Origin of the sequence: Chryseobacterium sp. Leaf201, from assembly GCF_001421435.1 — a bacterium.
GTDB lineage: Bacteria > Bacteroidota > Bacteroidia > Flavobacteriales > Weeksellaceae > Chryseobacterium.
This window is the reverse complement of sequence record NZ_LMKA01000066.1, coordinates 12,800-32,066: the sequence shown is the minus strand read 5'-3', so window position 1 is coordinate 32,066 and position 19,267 is coordinate 12,800. Positions and strand designations below refer to the sequence as shown.

The 19,267-nt window shown below is 45.6% G+C and carries 16 protein-coding genes; 8 read left to right on the top strand and 8 right to left on the bottom strand.

All coding sequences use genetic code 11. From position 1 onward, the window contains the following. Positions 1-647: 647 nt before the first annotated feature. Positions 648-863 (bottom strand): hypothetical protein, encoded by a 216-nt coding sequence (locus tag ASE55_RS08715; RefSeq protein WP_056218005.1) that lies wholly within the window; start codon positions 861-863, stop codon positions 648-650. A gap of 254 nt (positions 864-1,117) precedes the next feature. On the opposite strand from ASE55_RS08715, the gene ASE55_RS08710 reads away from it, so the two are divergent. Further along, complete coding sequence (locus ASE55_RS08710) at positions 1,118-1,354, top strand: hypothetical protein (protein WP_056218001.1); 237 nt, start codon at positions 1,118-1,120, stop codon at positions 1,352-1,354. A 327-nt stretch (positions 1,355-1,681) separates the two neighbouring features. After that, positions 1,682-2,668, top strand: a complete 987-nt coding sequence (locus tag ASE55_RS08705; protein WP_082474379.1) for a YihY/virulence factor BrkB family protein — start codon at positions 1,682-1,684, stop codon at positions 2,666-2,668. Positions 2,669-3,202: 534 nt separating this feature from the next. Here ASE55_RS08705 and ASE55_RS20925 read toward each other — a convergent pair. From ASE55_RS20925 to ASE55_RS08690, 4 genes are all read right to left on the bottom strand, one after another. Next, positions 3,203-3,274, bottom strand: coding sequence for a hypothetical protein (locus ASE55_RS20925; RefSeq protein WP_410493010.1), 72 nt, complete (start codon positions 3,272-3,274; stop codon positions 3,203-3,205). A gap of 44 nt (positions 3,275-3,318) precedes the next feature. Further along, on the bottom strand, positions 3,319-3,798 hold the full coding sequence (locus ASE55_RS08700; RefSeq protein WP_056218000.1) for a Crp/Fnr family transcriptional regulator: 480 nt from the start codon (positions 3,796-3,798) through the stop codon (positions 3,319-3,321). A gap of 320 nt (positions 3,799-4,118) precedes the next feature. Next, positions 4,119-5,174 (bottom strand): NAD-dependent epimerase/dehydratase family protein, encoded by a 1,056-nt coding sequence (locus tag ASE55_RS08695; RefSeq protein WP_056217997.1) that lies wholly within the window; start codon positions 5,172-5,174, stop codon positions 4,119-4,121. Continuing rightward, positions 5,114-5,608, bottom strand: coding sequence for a hypothetical protein (locus tag ASE55_RS08690; protein WP_056217993.1), 495 nt, complete (start codon positions 5,606-5,608; stop codon positions 5,114-5,116). The genes ASE55_RS08695 and ASE55_RS08690 overlap by 61 nt, the downstream gene beginning before the upstream one ends. 666 nt (positions 5,609-6,274) lie before the next feature. Here ASE55_RS08690 and ASE55_RS08685 point away from each other — a divergent pair. Then, positions 6,275-6,871 (top strand): Crp/Fnr family transcriptional regulator, encoded by a 597-nt coding sequence (locus ASE55_RS08685; protein WP_128414535.1) that lies wholly within the window; start codon positions 6,275-6,277, stop codon positions 6,869-6,871. 253 nt (positions 6,872-7,124) lie between these two features. Here ASE55_RS08685 and ASE55_RS08680 read toward each other — a convergent pair whose 3' ends face one another. Further along, positions 7,125-9,263, bottom strand: coding sequence for an alpha-L-fucosidase (locus ASE55_RS08680; RefSeq protein WP_056217987.1), 2,139 nt, complete (start codon positions 9,261-9,263; stop codon positions 7,125-7,127). Next, positions 9,263-11,104, bottom strand: a complete 1,842-nt coding sequence (locus tag ASE55_RS08675) for a glycoside hydrolase family 35 protein (protein WP_056218025.1) — start codon at positions 11,102-11,104, stop codon at positions 9,263-9,265. The genes ASE55_RS08680 and ASE55_RS08675 overlap by 1 nt, the downstream gene beginning before the upstream one ends. Positions 11,105-11,821: 717 nt before the next feature. Here ASE55_RS08675 and ASE55_RS08670 point away from each other — a divergent pair. Continuing rightward, positions 11,822-12,088 (top strand): helix-turn-helix domain-containing protein, encoded by a 267-nt coding sequence (locus tag ASE55_RS08670; protein WP_056217985.1) that lies wholly within the window; start codon positions 11,822-11,824, stop codon positions 12,086-12,088. Positions 12,089-12,476: 388 nt separating this feature from the next. On the opposite strand, the gene ASE55_RS20100 is transcribed toward ASE55_RS08670, so the two are convergent. Continuing rightward, positions 12,477-12,803 carry a hypothetical protein gene (locus ASE55_RS20100; protein ID WP_128414534.1) on the bottom strand — a complete coding sequence of 109 codons (327 nt, stop codon included), beginning with the start codon at positions 12,801-12,803 and terminating at the stop codon, positions 12,477-12,479. A gap of 6 nt (positions 12,804-12,809) precedes the next feature. Between ASE55_RS20100 and ASE55_RS08655 the strand changes: the two genes are divergently transcribed. The 4 genes from ASE55_RS08655 to hsdR all read left to right on the top strand — a co-directional run bounded on the left by ASE55_RS08655 (position 12,810) and on the right by hsdR (position 19,181). Then, the gene (locus ASE55_RS08655) at positions 12,810-13,451 is read left to right on the top strand and encodes a DUF6266 family protein (protein ID WP_056217976.1); all 642 of its coding nucleotides are present in this window, start codon (positions 12,810-12,812) and stop codon (positions 13,449-13,451) included. Positions 13,452-13,620: 169 nt separating this feature from the next. Then, on the top strand, positions 13,621-13,935 hold the full coding sequence (locus tag ASE55_RS08650; protein ID WP_056217974.1) for a GIY-YIG nuclease family protein: 315 nt from the start codon (positions 13,621-13,623) through the stop codon (positions 13,933-13,935). A gap of 134 nt (positions 13,936-14,069) precedes the next feature. Next, on the top strand, positions 14,070-15,815 hold the full coding sequence (locus ASE55_RS08645) for a DKNYY domain-containing protein (protein WP_056217970.1): 1,746 nt from the start codon (positions 14,070-14,072) through the stop codon (positions 15,813-15,815). A 141-nt stretch (positions 15,816-15,956) separates the two neighbouring features. Then, positions 15,957-19,181: a type I restriction-modification system endonuclease gene (gene hsdR / locus ASE55_RS08640; protein WP_056217968.1), complete on the top strand. Its 3,225-nt coding sequence runs from the start codon at positions 15,957-15,959 to the stop codon at positions 19,179-19,181. Positions 19,182-19,267 lie beyond the last annotated feature (86 nt).

Sequence of the window (19,267 nt, the reverse complement as noted above, 5' to 3'; positions counted from 1 at the left end):
TTCCTAACCTCTGAATATAGTTTTGATATCCGTTATCTACGGCAGAAGGCCTGAAACCGGAAGGCTGTATGTTTAAAAACGAATGGTGAGTTTTTAATCACCCGTCGGAAAGATTATAAGCTGCGGGCAGGGACAGATCTGATACAATAAATAGGTTGAATCGGTTGATGTCCTGTTCATCATTTTGAAATCTTTATCCTGTTACCGGTATAATATCATTTTGCCATAATTCAATCTGATAGCCCTCACTAAACGATTTTCTTTAATAACCTTGTCTTTTGGTACTGATTTAATCCAAGTGGATGGGCTCTTTTTGGATTTTACTGCCGGGTTTGATGCTGAAAAGCTAGGGTTAAAAACTTTAGAATTGGAAATAACAGCTAATATTCCTCACAATAAAAGAAACTCAAATACGGATAATGATTATTCCTTTGATCATCAGTTGTACAAAGAGCGATATGCTATAGAGAGGACAAATGCCTGACTGGATTGGATAGTTTCAGATCAATACTTAATAGATTTGAAACCACAATAATAAGGTGGAGAAGGTTTAATTATTTAGCTTTTATTGTTATTGCTTTTTCATATTAAGAGCCTGCAGGCTAATGAAAATCCGGTACAGAAAAACCCCTGAATAGTCAGCAGCTTTACTTTGGCAGGGTGATCATCCGGTAATTAGGACCATTAAATACCATAATTTTCTTTTCCGCAGCCATTCTTTCCAGGAGTGCGTTTCGCTCCATAAGCGGCAGGTTCAGAAGGTGGTCAAAGTCTCCGAAGGCATTGCCGTTGTGCCCGCCGGTTTTGTCGTATTTTTCTTTAACAATTTTCAGTATCTGTTTTTCAGTTTCTTGAATATCCATACCGCAAAGGTACTCATTGTCGTACTCATAACCAACGAATACTAACAGCTTCACATCTGCCGGAGCCCGGAAGCAATCCACTGGTTTTTACAGGAAGATACATTCTGTTTCTCACAGATACGGATAAGACCATGGCTTTTCCTAAGTTGAGTTCCCGTACTTCTGTTGTCAATTTAAGTACGGGATGACAGAGAAACAGGGGCTCTGGCATCATAATAGTATGGGTTAAGGAACTAAATTGAAAAAACAGCATAATGAATTTCAGGAAAATAAACATCAGGCACGCGTCAGGCGTGCATACCCTGCAGGTGAAGGCAAAAGAATTTGACAAGGTGTACAAAAAGATTACCGGCATAATAAAAGGGAAAAACAAACAGTTCCGGCACAGCTCCCGGGACGGTGCCCTGCAGCTGTTCCCCGCAGAAATGCTGAGGCAGAGCGTCATTACCTTCGAGCCGCAGAAAGAAGGCTCAGGCCTGATCCAGCAATGACTGTCATAAAACTGAACAGGCCAACGAAGCGGTAATAATTAAAACTGCTTTATGATACGTTAAAACAGCCCTGATAAGAGGCTGTTTTTGTCTTTTTCAGCAGCAATGCAACAGGGTAACTTAATTACCGTCAGCCATTTCACGGATACAGTTATTTTACTTCGTTCTCCTGCAGTTCCATCACTTTGAAAATAGTACAGGCTATACAGAAAAAACCTTTAGATACCACTCTTTTCAGGCAGGTACGGAATTTGAAGGTGTTAAAAAATATCTGACGGCCGCCCGTAACATTAAAGTGTTGCCGGCTGCATCATCAAAAAATAAATTATGAAAATACTGAACAATTTTTGGGGAATCCTTAAAGGGACTTATAAAGACTGGAGCGCACGGGATTTAGGCACGGAAGCCGCCAGCCTTGCCTACAGCGCAATCTTTTCAATCCCGGGTCTTCTGATTATCGTGATCTGGATTACGGGGATTTTCTTCGGTGAGGAAGCTGTACGTGGTGAAATAACAAAGCTCATCGGAAGTATGATGGGGAAAGATGTCGGGAAGAGCCTCGAAGAGATGGTTATAGGAGGCATGGTGGATAAAAAGAATGTCGTCATGAAAATTATCGGGATCGTTACGCTGGTCTTTGGGGCCACCTCATTGTTTTTTCAGTTTCAGAAATCCCTTAACAAGCTCTGGGATGTAACGGCCGCTCCGAAAAAAGCGTGGGAAAAATATCTTCTCGACCGTGCGAATTCCCTGGGGATGATCGTGGTCATTGCCTTCCTTCTGCTGATTACCCTGCTGTTAAGCTCTTTTATCGGCCTCGCCAATGATTGGGTCATCCGCCGTTTCGGCCTTGAGACCCTGATTTTTGTAAACATCATCAATATTGTGGTGGGCCTGCTGGTTACCCTTTTCCTTTTCGCAGCCATGTTCAAAATCCTGCCGGATGTTGAGCTGCAGTGGAAATCGGTTTGGGTAGGAGCAGCCGTAACAGCAGCCCTTTTTACGCTGGGAAAATATATCCTGACTTTTTATTTTGATAAGTTCAACCCCAGTTCCTCTTTCGGTACCGCAGGAACCATTATTTTACTGCTTCTCTGGATCAATTACAGCTTCCAGATTATCTTTTTCGGGGCAGAATTCACCAAAGTGTATACCAAAACAATGGGTCATAAGCTTAAGCCTTCAAGACATGCAAAATGGAGCCCGCAGACCGTTCCCGAAGAGGATGCCAAAGAAGTGGTGTCCGGAATTGAAGCTTCGCATGACACAGCTAATAATTCAGCCAATAAGACAGCGAATGATACGATGGTTTAGATTAAGCCTGATTAAAATTATTTAAAAACATTTAAGTTATTTAAATTCATTTCAGAAGAAAAATCAAAGATTTTCAACACTTAAGTGCCCTTTTATAATCCTTTAAAAGCTGCTTTAATAAAGCTAAGTGGATACAAGTTCAATTGGGCTTTAAAAATAATTATACTAAACTGAACCTGATTCAGTTTGATCTCCATCCGTTCATTCAGGTGGAGATTTTTTACGCCGGAAACTGCAATTCTGATTTTTTACAATAGCCAATTTATTTAGCTGCAAACATCCGCCAGAAAACAGGAAATAACCTGACGCTGCCTGCATTGCACGATCGGTTTATCCTTCACCTGCCACGCTGCCACCTGATCCCTGACCACTGCAAACTATTGCCTATCACTCATCACTCATCACCCATCACTCATTACCTACCACCTCAACCTAATACCCAACAACTGATATCTGCAACCTGCCACCCATCACTCATCACTCATCACTCATCACTCATAACTCATCACTCATTACCTGCCACCTCATTGACGCTCAAAAAAAGATTTTCTTGTTTTTTATTTTCAGGATTTTTTCGCTTTCCATTTTTTTTACCGTGCGGATCACCGTTTCAATACGGAGCCCGGTAATAGAGGCCAGCTGCTTCCGGGTCAGCGGGATTCATACGAATAAGGAGCCTGGTTATTGCTGAAGCTTTTAAAATACGCCAGCGTCCCTTTTATCCTGATGTGGGAATAGATGGAGGCATTGTTCTGCATCATGATGAACTTATGGTACAGCCGCTCGGAAACGAATTTCCGGACATCTACCGATGGCTGGTGGTGTTCATCCAGCAGCTGCAGGAAATCGGGCTTCGGCAGTTTCATAATGGTGCATTCTGAAATGGCTATTGCATTAACGGGATATTTTTCATCAATAAACAGCAGCAGCTCGCAGACGCTCTGGCCGGGAGCTAAAATACTCTGGATAAGTTCCTTGTCATCTTCATCCGTATGGTTAAGCTTAACGGAGCCTGTTACAATCTGATAATAATACCTGGGGATTTCGCCTTCTTCAAAAATAATATCAGAAGGATCATATGTAGTGGTGGTAGCTCCGTAAGAAGAGAGTAAATCGGTATCAACAAGCATAGAAGGGGATTAAAGAACAGATGTTGTTTTGATGTACGTAAGATAAAATTACGCTTTTTTTTAATAAATACATGGTCATAATTCTTTTTATATATTTTTTTAATAATTTTTATCTGCAATTACCGGGTTTTGCAGTAGGGTCATAATCCGTGTGCCGAAGACTGATTTTTACTGGAAGCTTACAGACTATGCACACATTAACTTTACGGCAGATCAGTCAGGCATCCATATCGGCAGGTTCTTATCTAGACCGGTGATTTTATGGTGTTGTTGCTGCTTAATCTCTTCCTGTACACCATGATTAAATAATAGGGGAAATGTCAGTTACTATGTTCAGTTTTTGAAAAAGAACCGGTATCTGCCTGCTTCCCGGATCCGTAAGCCAGATAATTGCCGTAATGGAAGCGGATGCTTTCTGCAGCGGAATAAAACGTGCAGGACAGCTTTTTTCTGAGTTTTCTGCAGGAAACGTACTGGTGGTCTGACACAAACGCGATATTCTCATCTGTAAGAAAACGGGCATGCCCGTTAAACAGGCTCAGGATCCTTCTTGCCGGTTTCATTATTTTCATGAATCTTTCCGGGAAGAGGATGGGCCTGCCGAGGCCCATCACCTCTCTCACCATCGCAGCCATGTCCCTGTAAAGTACATATTCTGAGGCAACCGGGAAACGTTCCCCGAAAATATTCTTTTCCATCAGGCTTACCGCGGTTGTGGCCACGTCCCTCACATCGATGCAGGAGGTGCCGCCGGAAAAGGTAAAGCGGCTTTTCACAAACAGTTCAGGCAGCTGGCTGCTGCTTTCCGGCTTCCGGGCCCTGCTGCCGATGATCATCCCGGGGTTGATGATGACGGTGTTCAGGCCTTCACGGTAGGCTTTCCAGACCATTTTTTCGCCGATGTATTTTGAAATGACATAAGGCGGGTACCCCCTGTCGGTAAACCCGAAATTCTCAATCTGCGTCTCCATGGCTTTTTTACGGATATGCAGAACGGCCGCGGAGCTTACATACAGGAACTTCCTCACGTTCTTGTACCGGCTGGCTTCCAGGATGTTCCTGGTGGTAATAATCCCGGTATCCAGTACCTCGTCCCGGTCCCGCGGGTCAAAGCTTACCTTGGCGGCACAGTGGTAAACCTCTCTTACATCATCCAGCAGGCTGTAAAGGGAAGTCCGGTTGTTGAAATCGACATCCACCCATTCAATTTTATCAAAATAGGCATCTGCCTCACCGGTATACAGCCGGTAAGATTCCCTGACTTCCGAGAGGTCGCTGCCCGGCCTTTTGCAGGCTTTTACCTTTCTTCCCGCTTTCAGCAGTTCCAGGACGATGATCCTGCCGAGTAATCCTGTTGCTCCTGTAACCAAAACCATTGGATCTTTTTTAATGTTGTACCTGGGCTGTCCCCATGCTGCTGTCCTGTTTTGCGCAGGAACCCGTTTCGCTGTTTCATTACATCCCTGTCCCGGATCTTCGGTATCATGCAGGCTGTTCCGGCAATCGTCCGGGAACGCGCTTTAAGCAGCTGCAGGATACAGATACAGGCTTTACCTGTTTTCAGGACCATGCTGTTGCTGTCAGAAATGACCATGATATCTGCAGGATATGGCTTTTCAGGAAAGAGCAGGGGCTTTCCGGTACAGGAATAATCCGGAATCACGTACTGTATAAACTCTTTTATCCCTTCAGGGTAACTGTTACGTTTTGCATCTCCTTTTAAGTTCCGGTGGAACAGATCATTTCCTGAATGGTAATATGCTTCAGCCGCTTCCGCAAACCTCAAAAGTTTTCTTTCGGTAGGCATCATCTGATTTTTAGGGTTATTTTATTTTTTCGTTATTATGAATTCAGGATCCGCAGCTGAGGCTCCTTTTTCCTGTCCTGAGAAGCAGATGCAGTAAGGCTTTTATTATATAGCCGTTACAAAAAATTCTTTCAAACGGATACATTTCAGCAGGCTGTATACCGGGGTACTGACTGAAACAGGAAAAGTGTCATATCTTTAATTTTATCATTATATCATTCCGTTTTATCAGCCTGTTCCCGGTTTTTTTAATCAGGTAGATCAAAGATAGAGATATCATTAGTTTACAAATATGATTTAGGTCACATGGAAAATCCGGATAATTTTATTTATGCAGAGCATAATAGGTGGTTTGTCGCAGCAACGGTCTGTATATTTTCCCGGTAACGGAATATTTATCCGATAACTAATTGTAAATTACATAAAAATTATTCCCGTTTTCAGATCAATATGATGGAGTGCCGTTTTGCTGTGATCTGTTGAAGTCAGGAGCCGGGGTAGATTTAGTACGTGAAGATCATTATTTTTTATGGGAAGAAGAAAACTGATCTGTTTTATTAAGCGCGGATCAGGAAGTTATGTAAAGTAATTTGTGGTAACCTGTACAGTTATGGGTTGTTATGCATTTTATCCGGATTCGGGATTCGTGTAAATTTTAATTCAAAGGTTATGGTTATAGAGGAAGATTTACTTATGGCTTTCGGAGCAGATGTTATTAAACTCAGGAAAAATGAACTGCTTTTTAAAGAAAACAGCGCACCTGCCTATTATTATCAGATGATAAAAGGGAAAATAAAGCTCACAAATTCCAGGATGCGGAACAGGGAATTTATCCAGAGCCTTCATCTTCAGGGGGAATGTGTAGGGGAAATTTTTTTATTTTCTGCACGTGATTACCCGGTGGATGTAGTCGCCATGGAAGACTGTACCGTCCTGAGGCTGGATCGTCCTACGCTTTTCAGGCTGATGGAGGCTGATTTTGAAGTCCAGATGAATTTCCTTCAGTATGTATCAGAACGGATTCGCTTTAACTATATCCTTCTGAACAGCCTGACGTCTGATGATGCGGCCAGCAGGCTGCTGACCCTGCTTGATTATGTAAAGGAAAACCATAACCGGCACGAACCCTATTCTTATCAGATTCCGTATACCAGAAAGGAAATCTCTTCACTCACCGGACTTCGGGTAGAAACGGTGATCAGGACCTTCAAAAAAATGGAAAACGAAGGCGTGATTAAAATCATAAAAGGCAGGATTTTTTATTGAATCCATCTTAAAAACAGATGCAGCTGCATTTTAAAGTACAGCATGTCAGAATGTATTTAAACACGTAAGCTGCCTGAGAGCATATTATTCCGGTCGTTTAAAGTTCATTTCAGAAGAAAACCCTAAGATTTTCAATTTTAAATAAAAAAGTTCACGGAAAAACCTGCGCAACCACCATCATTTGTGTGATATCATTATGCTTAAGTAATCTCAGGTTTTTAAAGCTTAAGGCGATCAGTAAAATAGCTGATCCTTATTTCCCGTCAGTCAGGATCCCGATCTCAGCAGCCGTACAGGCATTTCCGGATATCAGTCCGGCAGCCGTAAAGCGGATATAGCGGGCAGTAACCGTCTGCCTGAAAATGACCTGCTGTTCCCACGGATTTGCCTTGATATTCGAAAATTCCCCTTCTGCTGCACGTTGCCAGTGCACGCCGTCCGTACCGGTTTCAATCCGGTAATGGCTTACGGTTCCGCTTGCGTCTCCGTCCTGGCGGGGTAGATAGGTAAACCCTCTCAGGTTCTGTTTTCTGCCGGTATCAATCACCAGCTGTGCAGGGGCTGATGGAGAATGGATCTGAGGGCTGATCCAGATCGTTTCCGGATGGTCATCAACGGCATAGGCACTCGGATGTGCTATATCCAAGGACAGGGGCTGTATGATTTTCCAGCCTGATTTTACGGGACCGAATGCAAGGAAAGCGGTTTCACTCTGCCGGCTGCCATGAACGGATATTGCTTTTACCGTTCCGTCATGCACCATCATGAACGGCTTGCGGTACCGTAAAGATGCTGAAGTGGGAGTGGGAGTGGGAGTGGGGATACTGCCGTCAAGCGTATAATAGATGACGGAAGAAGGCTGTGTAGAAGATAGGGTGACTTTTCCTTTAAAACTGCGGCGGATCAATGGCTTGTCAGGCATTTCAGGTTCATTGTACAGGCCGAAATCACTTAAGGCCACCGCAACGGGAGACCTGGTGATCTTCAGTTTAACGCCCGCCGTGGTAACCCTGTGCGGAAGGCGGATAAGCCGGTTGGGACCGATGCTGGTGGAGGCGGCAATCTTTTCCCATTTCCCGTTGAGAAGTGCTTCCAGGGTAAATGCTTCTATGCGCTGCCCCAGTTTTATATTCTCCCGCAAGCGGATTACATTGAAGGTTTTTTCAGCAGGGAGCATCACTATAAGTTCAGGCAGATGTACCTCATCATCGGTAGCCCAGCAGGTATACCGGTCCGGGTCAAGCAGATGCTGCGGGCCGTATTCAGACCGGTTATTTCCCCTTATGTTACTGGCTTGCAGTACAGCCCCTTCCGCAAGATTCAGGGCAAAAGTATGTTTGAGCAGCTTTCCGAACTGCCGGAGCGAATTGACATCTTCGGGATTCAGCCGGCCTTCAGGGTTGGGAGATAATCCTAAATCAAGATTGGCCCCTCTGCCCACACTCTTGTAATAAAGGTCCAGCAGCTCGGCAGGCGTTTTTACGCTGCTGTTTTCACGGGCATGATAAAACCATCCCGGGCGGAGGGAAACATCACATTCAGCAGGCATCCAGTATTTACCGTTGCGCGTGCCTTCAGTTCCCATTTCATACTTTGTAAAACCGTTGGCGGGCTTCCGGCCTTCTTCCGGGCTCCGGGGTTCATAAGTGGCCCAGCAGGTTTCCCCGGCATGGCCCGCCTCATTTCCCACCCACCGGACATCCGGGCCTGCATCCCCGAAAATAACCGCTCCCGGCTGCATCGCCCGGGTAATGGCCCAGGTAGAGTCCCAGTCGTAATACGTAGCGCGGTCGATTTTCCGGGTCTCCCGGCTATTTCCGTAATATCCGTCTCCGCCGTTGGCCCCGTCATGCCAGGAAATAAACAGGTCGCCGTAATTATTGTAAAGCTCCCGGAGCTGTTTCCGGTAAAGGTCAACATATTCCGGCGTTCCGTACAACGGACTGTTGCGGTCCCACGGAGAACAGTAAATTCCCATTTTCATCCCGAGTTTTTCACAGGCTTTCCGGTATTCTTGTACAATATCTCCTTTTCCGTTTTTCCACGGGCTTTTGCTGATGCTGTACTCCGTGGTTTCCGTAGGCCAGAGGCACAGGCCGTCATGGTGCTTGGCTACAATGATCACCCCCTTGAACCCGCCTTCTTTTGCCGCAGATACAATCTGTTCCGCATCAAACTCAGAAGGATTAATCAGTGCGGGGCTTTCATCCCCGTAACCCCATTCACGGTCGGTATAGGTTCCTGTGCTGTAGTGGATGATGCAGTACATTTCCATTTCATGCCACTTCAGCTGTGCTTCGGAAGGCAGGGCACCGTAAGGCAGAAGGGCAGTCTGGCCATGGCACGGCAGCATCCCTAAGATAACCCCGGCTGTAATGATCTTTTTTCTCATTATTTTTGAATGTTGGGATTATGATCCAGCATCGGATGGTCTGATGAAGGGAGCTGTGTATGTCCGTTTTTCAGCTCATCAAAAACAAGCACTTCATTTTTCCCTTTCCTGAGCCAGGAAGCGGGCACGTAAAGGGTCTGCTGCGGACCGATATTCCAGTATTTGCCCAGGTTACGCCCGTTCAGGAAGACAAAGCCTTTCCCGAAATTACGCATATCCAGATATGTGTCCCCCAACTGATTAAGGGTAAAACTGCCTTTGTACAGTGCCGGCCGGTTTTCCTTCATCTCCTTTTTCCTGCTGAAAGAAAATTTCCCGGGGGTTTTAAAAGGGAAGCGGTACAGTTCCCATCCGGATATCACCTGGCCGTCAAGAGAAACAGATTCCGTAATCCCGTGGCGGTTGTCATTAAGGAAAGGGCCGTAGTTGATGCGCCCGTTGTTTTCTACCCACAGATCCAGGACGGTCTCCGTTGAAATCCCGGTCAGATCCACAGCATTCTGGTTCAGCCTCCGGTCAAGGCTTCCCTTATAAATGCCGTCCACATACACCTGTGCATAGTCCCTGAGCTCCTGAAGCTTCAGCAGCCCTCCTTTCTTGATCCGGGTGCGGTATAAAACAAAACCGTAGGCCTGGTCCAGGTCTTCAAAAGATAACGGTTTGTCAGAACGCCTGGGCAGCGGAAGCTGGCTGAACAGGTCTGCATGCTGTTCCAGTGCAATATCCGGGATTCTGATGGCGGGTTTCTTAACAGGAACCGGCGGCAGAGATTCTCCTTCAGGAAGATATCGGGCAATCACCTTCCTGAAAGCATGAAATTTTTCGGTAGGGTTCCCGGCCTCATCAAGGGGCGCGTCATAATCATAGCTGGATACCTGGGGTGAGTAGGGCAGTTCTTTATTCATGTTGGCCCCGCTCATAAATCCCCGTGTGGTGCCTCCGTGGAACATGTACATATTTACGGATATTCCGGCTGCCAGCAGCTTATCCAGTGTTTTTGCCGATTGCTCCGACGGTACATCCGCGTGCTTTTTCCCCCAGTCGTCAAACCATCCGGGATACCATTCCGCCACATAATAAGGCCCTTTTCCGTTATGGTAGGTATTGATGAGCGACTTCACCTGTGCCGGGTCCTCCAGTCCGTTAACGGCCGGAAGGTAACCGGGAAGATAGCCCGCAGGCATTTTTTCGGCACCGTCGCAGGTAAAGAGGATCCCATCGAAACCGGCTTCCCTGAAGATTTTGCGGTTGAGGTCCATATAATTCTTATCATCACTGTAGGACCCGTATTCGTTTTCAATCTGGATCATCAGGATATTGCCGCCGTGGGTGATCTGAAGCGGGATCAGCTGCTTTGCCAATGCCCTGATATAGCGGGTGTAGGCTGCCATAAATTTAGGGTCGGTGCTTCTTACCTTCATGTTCCGGTCTTTCAGGAGCCACCAGGGATAACCTCCGAATTCCCATTCTGCACACACGTACGGGCTGGGGCGCAGTACCACCCACAAACCTTCTTCATGGGCCGTTTTTACAAATTCGGCAATATCGCTGTTCCCGCTGAAATCATAGGTTCCCGGGGTTTCTTCATGCACGTTCCAGAATATATAGGTGCCTATCGTATTAAGGCCCATGGCTTTGGCCATCTTCATCCGGTCGCGCCAGGATTCCCTGGGGATGCGGGGGTAATGCATTTCCCCGGAGATCATCTGCAGGGGCTTTCCGTCCAGCAGGAAGTCAGATTCACCAAGGGTAAAAGTATGCCGGCCGGGCTGCTGGCCGTAGGAAAAGTTTCCTGCGCAGGAAAAGAACAGGATACCCAGTATCGCATACAGTCCGTTCATATTTTTTAATATCATATAAGATTCAGGCTTAGTTGATTTCATTGTTCACGATACTGCAAATATAACATGTGGTACTGAAGATACCGTACTATTTTATATTTTTCAGCTGAATATACGCTTCTCTGAAAACAGCATCAGCTAAAACGACCGTTTTTACAGACGAGAAAGCAGATATGGCAGACCGGGTGCGCATCAGTTCCCGAAGATGAAAGAACGGGAAAAGAAGCTTTCACGGCACAGGAAATTCCGGCAGAACTTACCCCGGAAAATGCCGTGATGAAAGATGGGATTGCAAAAAAGCTTAACAGGATATACTTAATTCCCTGGAAATATTCTGAAACAAACGCCTGCCTGTAAGGCGACGGATCGTATCATATCGGATGATCTTTTTTACCGGCTGAAAATATAAGGCATGGCCACCGCCTGTAAGATACCAATACTTAGAAAATTACCTGATCCATTAACCAGCCGGGAATAATACATCCGCTGGTTCAGACATTATCCGGGACAAAGACAGGGTTTTACATGATCTGTCAACAGTTCATTGAATATTTGCAATGATTTATTGTTTCTTATGCTTTAACCGTTAACAACAGCTGAGGAAATGGCAAAAATGTGGTATATGCTGATAATAATTCACACTCTATTGACGTTAGCATATATAAAATACAATTACAATGAGGCAGGACTATTATCTTAACTAATAACCCTACTACGATGAAAACAAAATTCGATCATCCGTTCTCCGATGAAGAACAGTTTAAAGGGACACTCCTGGTTTTCCTTTCCGAAATTCTTAAAAGTCTGGACAAAAAAGAGTCCTGCAGCTCCGGATATTATGACAGCGCAGACGTTAAGCAGCTGCTGAACATCAGTGACCGGACGCTTCACCGGCTCAGGAAATCCAAAGCAATCCCGTATGTGAAGATCGGGAGGAAAATATTTTATCCGAAATCTTTTTTTAACGGTACCGGCCAGCCCTGATGCAGCCCCTGAAAAAGGAATAAACGGTATTTCCTGTACCTGCTTTCGTATGCAGCCCATGTCCTGAAGATCAAATGAAAATCAGCCGCCTGTTACAGGCGGCTGATCTGCAATAGGAAAGGAAGCATCTGCCCTGCCTGACGCTTTGGGTACCGGCCTGCAGTGCAGGTCTGATCAGGAGGCACATGGGAATTCATCCTGTCATAGCAGGTCTGCCTGTGCGGTATGGCCGGGACCCGTTGCTCCGGGTCCGGCGCAAGCAAAATCCGCAAAAAAATACTTTTACCGATAGCAGGGATCATAAGGCAACAGCGGTTATCATAACCATTGAATACCTGCCGGCTGTTTTTCAGCACAATACAAATCCAGTCTCCATCATTTTTACGGATTAATCATTTGCCGCTTCTGCAATCCGGAAGCGCCGGATGTGCATTGGATGTAATTTACCGGAAGGATAAGCAGGCAATCGGCGCGGAACGGTACACCAATATGGGCTTGCTCCTCCGGGTTTTATCCGGTGTTTCTTCGGTATTTGTTCGGAAAAAACATCTTTTTTCCGAACAGGTACCGAAGGAGTATCGAAGAAGTACCGAAGAAAAGGGGAAGGAACCCTGCCAAAACCTGCCAAAACCGGACAATAGCAGACACAGCTTTCCCGGGTATTTGAAAACAGGAAATCCTGTGGTACCTTCGTTCCGTTAACCCATAAAAGCATAACAATATGGCAAGAATCACAAAAGGAATCCTTGGGGGATTCTCAGGAAAAGTAGGAACGGTAGTAGGCGCCAGCTGGCGCGGCCAGGACATCATCAGGAGCACGCCGAAGCCCAGCAGCCGGAAGGCGACCGGGAAGCAGATGCTCCAACAGCTGAAGTTTAAGCTGGTGATCGGTTTCCTCAAGCCGCTTACCGCCATCCAGAACCGGTATTTCGGGTCAGGAAGCGGCTCGAAATCCAGGGTGAACCTGGCGGTATCGTATACCATCGGCGAAGCAGTACAGGTAACGGCGGATATTCCGGAACTGGTCTACAGCAAAGTGCTGATCACCAGAGGCGACCTGGCCGGGTTCCAGGACATCACCGCAGCCCCGCAGCCCGGAAACATCATCCGGCTTTCCTGGCAGGACAATTCCGCCCAGGGCAATGCCTCGGCTACGGATAAAGCCAGTGTGGTCTGCTACAGTGAAGACCTCGGCACTTTCGGGATTTTTGAATCCGTTGCGGCGAGGACGGGCCTGACGTATGATGTTACGCTGCCAGATTACTATGCAGGAAAACAGGTGCAGGTCTGGGCCTATTTCCATAACACGGAAGAGACCTCGGCCTCGAACAGTGCCTATCTCGGTGCCCTGACTCTGGTATAGCCGGGCATGCTGACTGAATTCTGATCTCCACCCGCAGGGGTGGGGATTTTTTCTTGTTGAGATTCCGGATGCCGGTGGCTTCGGTTCTCCCGGTGGCTGAGCGTAGCCGAAGCCCCACCACCATACGTTCCCGAAAATCACTATTTTTAACAACTAAAAAAGACCAACCATGAAAGGATGGATGTACATACTCCTGTGCTCCGACGGCAGCTACTATACCGGCAGCACCCATGACCTTGAATTGAGGCTCGCCCAGCATCAGGCTGGGGAAGGCGCCAACCATACCAAACAACGGCTTCCCGTACAACTTACCTATTATGAGGAATATGACCGCATCGATCTTGCGTTCTACCGCGAAAAGCAGGTACAGGGCTGGAGCAGGAAAAAGAAGGAGGCGCTGATGAATAGCCGGGACGAAGAACTTAAAAAAGCAGCAGAATGTAAGAATGAAACCCATTATAAGTTCTATGATAAAGAACGGTAGGAAGGCTTCGGCTCCCCTCCGGTGGCTTCGGCTACGCTCAGCCACCGGGAGAGCCGAAGCCACCGAAACCCATTTTTAAGCGAAGCGGTAATGCCGTTATTTTTGCCTATTTTTAAATATAATTAAATACCGCTATGCTGTACAAATACCGTTACCTGTTCTTTGCTGCTGCTGCCATCCTGATCCTGTCTGCGGGAACACTGCTCTTTACGCTGCTGTCCGGCAGCGACCCGGCCGCGGATTTTGATGAGAAAAAGAAGGAACTGAACGGCATATTCTCCACCTATAACGGGAAGGTCTATGCCCTGGTGCCGAGCAACGGTTATTATGAAGTCAGCGGTGCCCGGCCGGAAACATTCAGGGTCCTGTCCGGTGCGTACAGGGATTCCCATATCGGTTATGACGGCCGGTACGTCTATGCCGGGAACCTCATCTTAAAAGGCTTACGGCCGGACCGGACTGCTGCACTCGGGAATAATTATTATACCGACGGCACCACCACCTGGTACTGCAGCGGTATTTCGGAAGCTGATGAATCCCTTGGAGCTCTTGCTTATACCATACAGTTTATCGGTTACCGGTGGGGCCTGAATGCGAAACCGCAGAGCTACCGGTATCCTTCCGTGGAACTTCCCAGAGGCGGAAAGTATCAGCCCAGGCTGAGCCAGGATATTGCAGTCAGCAGCCGGCAGGCATTTTATAAAGGACTGCCGATGCCGGAAGCAGACCCCGGGCAGCTGAGACCCCTGATGATCCAGTATCGGGAGAGAAGCGAACGCCTCAGCGTTGATTATTTTACCGACGGAAAACGGGTGTATTACCGCCATCAGCTTTTGCCGACGGCTTACAGTCCGGATCTTTATGAATTGGGCATTGAAGGGGACCTGCCCTCAAGAAACACCTATCTGGTGGATCACCGGAGCGGAAGGGTATATGTGGACGGTCAGTCATTTGATCCGTCGAAAGCCCCTTACCGTCTGTTGGGCCGGTCGCTGATCCATTCCGCTCACGTTTTGTTTATGGCTAAGGACGGCATGTATTTCTATAATGCAGAAAATAAAGAAACGGAACGGGCCGGCGACCCTCCTTTCGGGCAGCAGCCGGTAGAGGAGATTGCGCCTGACGTATTCAGGAGGGGTGACAGGATCTATTACCTCTCGGTATCCGAAAGCTGGGGCCGGAAAACGGGGCTCCAGAACCGCAGGACCCATCTCCAGAAACTTGATGGTGTCAGGGCCTCGGAACTGCAGAAGCTCCCTGGCGGAAATCCCGGTTACGGAAGTGTATGGCAGTCGGGCCACCGGTATTTTTATTTTGATGCGCTCGGAAGCTCGCAGCTGATGCCGTCAGCGGTCTATGAACTGAAGGATGCTTCCGTTGCCCGTCAGCTGACCGCCTCTGCTGACCTGCGGAGCGATGACCTCCGCGACCTTCTGGATTCCGGGGCACTGAAAGAAGCGGGGAGTACTACCGTGGTTACGGCCACAACCGATTACCGCGAGTATGGGAACCTGGCGTACTGGCTCATCGGTAGCGGGATTGTATTGGTCCTGCTGCTCACGCTGGTTCTGAAAAAGGGAAATGGAGATCCTTTTGTCCTGAAAGACGGTTACCTGATCATCAATAATTTTTCTTTTAAAAAATACCGCATTCACGAAATTGCAAAAGTGGTCTTCACCATTGAACGCACGCTTACCGGCGCAGGAGGCTATAACGTAAGAATGCAGGTCATTGAGAAAAGCGGCAAAACCGGAAGGAAGCTGATGTTTGCGGGCAGAGCAACACTGCTGCCGGGATCTGATGCTGAAATGAGGCAGTATATCCAAAAACTGAAGGCCCAGTTGCGAGCGCAGGGAATCAGGAGTGAAATTACCGGTTAAACAGTCTTGCTTTAGGAATTAAAAGAAATTTTTCTAGTAATAAAATAAATACATCAGTATTACTGTAATAAAATTCATTTATGAGTGAGAATAGCATTTTTTATTATCTTTGAAATTGAAAACTAATGTATCAAATAACTTATGGTTCACGCATCAAGCTTTAATTTTCTCAGCGAATTTTATCCGGCATTATTTAACCAGGCAAGGCTTGCCGAAAGTTTGTACTATATCGATGCAAGCTCTTCCATAGCCAAAGCCAGACTCTTTGGTGAAAAATTAGTACGGCTGATCGCAGAACTTGAAGTAGAAAATATTGAAGGTAAGAGCCAGATAGAAGCCATACAGGTTTTGCAGAACAAAAATGTTATCCCTGAAATTATAGGGTCGCTTTTTCATACGATCAGAAAATCAGGTAACGATGCTTCCCACAAAGGCGAAAGCAGTAAACAGGAGGCTTTGTTTATTCTTAAAAAAATATTTGTTTTGTCAAAATGGTTTTTTGAGACGTATGAGAATGATGATGTAGAAGTTAAAAACTATGACCTTCCACCAGAACAATCAAAAATCGAAACCGAAAAATTCAATAAGAAATTACTTGAATTAGCAGGTCAAATCCAGGATTACCAAAATAAAATTGAGCTTTTAAACCAATCTAAACAGGCAGTCAGTTCCAGAAGAAATAGATCGATGGAATCTGCCAACCGAATTGACTGGAATGAAATGGAAACCCGTCTGCAGCTCATCGATGACCAGCTAAGGCAGGGCGGATGGGAATGCGACACTCTAAAACTCAATTATAAAATCAACAAAACGCTTCCGCAAAAAGGAAGAAATATGGCTATCGCCGAGTGGCCCTGTGGCTCTAAGTATGCAGATTATGTTTTATTCATCGGACTTGAACTGTATGGTATAGTGGAAGCGAAAAGATATGGTATTGATATTTCTACTGATTTGCGTCAATCGAAAATCTATGCTGAAAAAATTGTTCCGAACAATGATTTTAAATTTCTCGGAGAATGGGATTCTTACAAAGCTCCCTTTCTTTTTTCCACCAATGGACGGAAATATCTGGAACAGATTAAGACCAAAAGTGGCATCTGGTTCCAGGATATTCGCATCAGTACTCATCATTCTTATCCTTTAAGGGGATGGTTTTCGCCGGATGGTCTTAAAGAAATTTATGAAAGGGACGCAATGGCAGCCAATACAAAGCTGACGGAAAGTGATTACGATTACCTGAGTTCTCCTCAAGGTCTCAATCTTCGCGATTATCAGATCGAAGCCATCAAGTCAGTTGAAAATAAATTAATTGAACATCCTCATGACAGAAGGGTATTGCTGGTCATGGCGACCGGAACCGGGAAGACAAGAACCATTAACGGATTGATTTACCGACTGATTAAAGCCAACAGGTTTAAGAGGATACTATTTTTAACAGACCGGACACTTTTAGCAAGCCAGGCAAGAGACAGTGTCACCGAAAACAAAATTGAAGACCAACAGTCTTTTGGTGGTATTTACAAGTTTGAAGATATGACTGTTGCACAGCCTGATTCTGAAACCCGGCTTCATTTCGCTACTGTTCAGAGTATGGTAAAAAGGCTCTTTTATTCATCGGAAAAACCTCTCACCGTTGATACGTACGATTGTGTGATTGTAGATGAAGCACACCGGGGTTACCAGCTGGATAAAGAAATAAACGAAGATGATTTCGGAATCAGAAGCGAAGAAGATTACGTTGCGCAGTACAGAAAAGTATTGGATTATTTTGATGCCTTTAAAATCGGGATGACGGCGACGCCTGCTTTACATACCAAAGAAATCTTCGGAAATTCGGTGTTTGATTATTCTTACCGGCAGGCGGTTATTGACGGAAATTTAGTTGATCATGAGCCGCCTTATAATATTTCGACTGATCTTAATTCTGAAGGCATCAAATGGGAAAGAGGGGAAAAGCCTCAGGCTTATGATGCTGAAACCGGAGAAATTACAGACCTCGAAGCTTTGGATGATGAACTTAAATTTGATGTAGAGCACTTCAATAAAAAGGTCCTGAATGATAATTTCAACCGTACGGTGGTAAAATATCTGGCAGAAAATCTAGATCCCAATGGTCAGGAGAAGACGCTTATATTTGCCGCACGGGACAGCCACGCTGATACGATCTTATTGATGCTTAAAGAAGAATTTGAAAAAATCGGCATAGAGGTACATAACAAGGCAATCGAAAAAATTACAGGGAGCGTGTATGAAAACGCACAGCTCACAAGAGATTTTAAGAATGAACGATACCCCAATATTGTAGTAACCGTTGACTTGTTAAGTACCGGTATTGATATTCCGTCGATTTGCAATATTGTGTTTATGCGCCGGGTACGGTCACGAATCCTGTATGAACAAATGTTGGGAAGAGCGACCCGTCTTTGTCCGGAAATCGGGAAAGAGGCATTTAAAATTTTTGATGCCGTAAAATTATATGAAGCGTTGAAGGATTACACCCAGATGCAAACCGTTTCAAACCCATCATACAGCTTCACCCAACTGGTAAAAGAGACGGGAAGAATTACTGATGAGCAGAGATTGAATAAGCAGATTGAAGAAATCATTGCAAAACTGCAGCGTAAATCAAAAATCCTTAAGACCGATCAGCAGGAACATGTCAGGCTGCGCACTGATGGTAAGTCGATCAGTGAATTGATTGATGACCTGAAAAATACCAAAACGGCTGACATCAGAGAAAAAGTAGAAAAGCTGAGTTCACTTTGGGATTATCTGGATACCAGGGTATACAGAAAATATACGCAGATTTATTCCACTCATGAGGATTCCCTCAAAGACGTTACCCGTGGCTATGGCAATGCAGAAAAACCGGAAGACTATATTGAAGGCTTTAGGAAATTTATTGAAGAAAATACCAATACGATTGCAGCCATTAATGTGATCTGCAATAAACCCCAAGACTTAGACCGTAAGTCACTGAAAGAACTGCGGTTACTTTTAGACGAAAAAGGGTTTACTGAAGTTGCCTTGAATATCGCCTGGAAATCTGCAAAAAATGTAGATATTGCAGCCGATATTATTGCCTATATTCGCACCCTTTCTATCGGAGTAGATTTAATTACACCACAAGACCGTGTGAAAAACGCCGTCAGCAAAATAAAATCCGGCAGAAGCTGGAACGTTCATCAGCTGAAATGGATTGACCGTTTTGAGAAACAACTGGTGGCAGAAACCATCCTAACCAGGAAAGATTTGGATTTAATACCTTTTATTGACGAAGGCGGTTTTACCAGAATTAATAAGATTTTTAATAATGAATTAGAGGACTTGATTACCGAATTGAACAATGAATTGTATAGCGCATAACAACTTGAATCATGATGTGAAGGGTTCATTGATTGAGGATAATAGTCTTGAACCATGATTTATAAGATTGACCTGATTGCAGGATT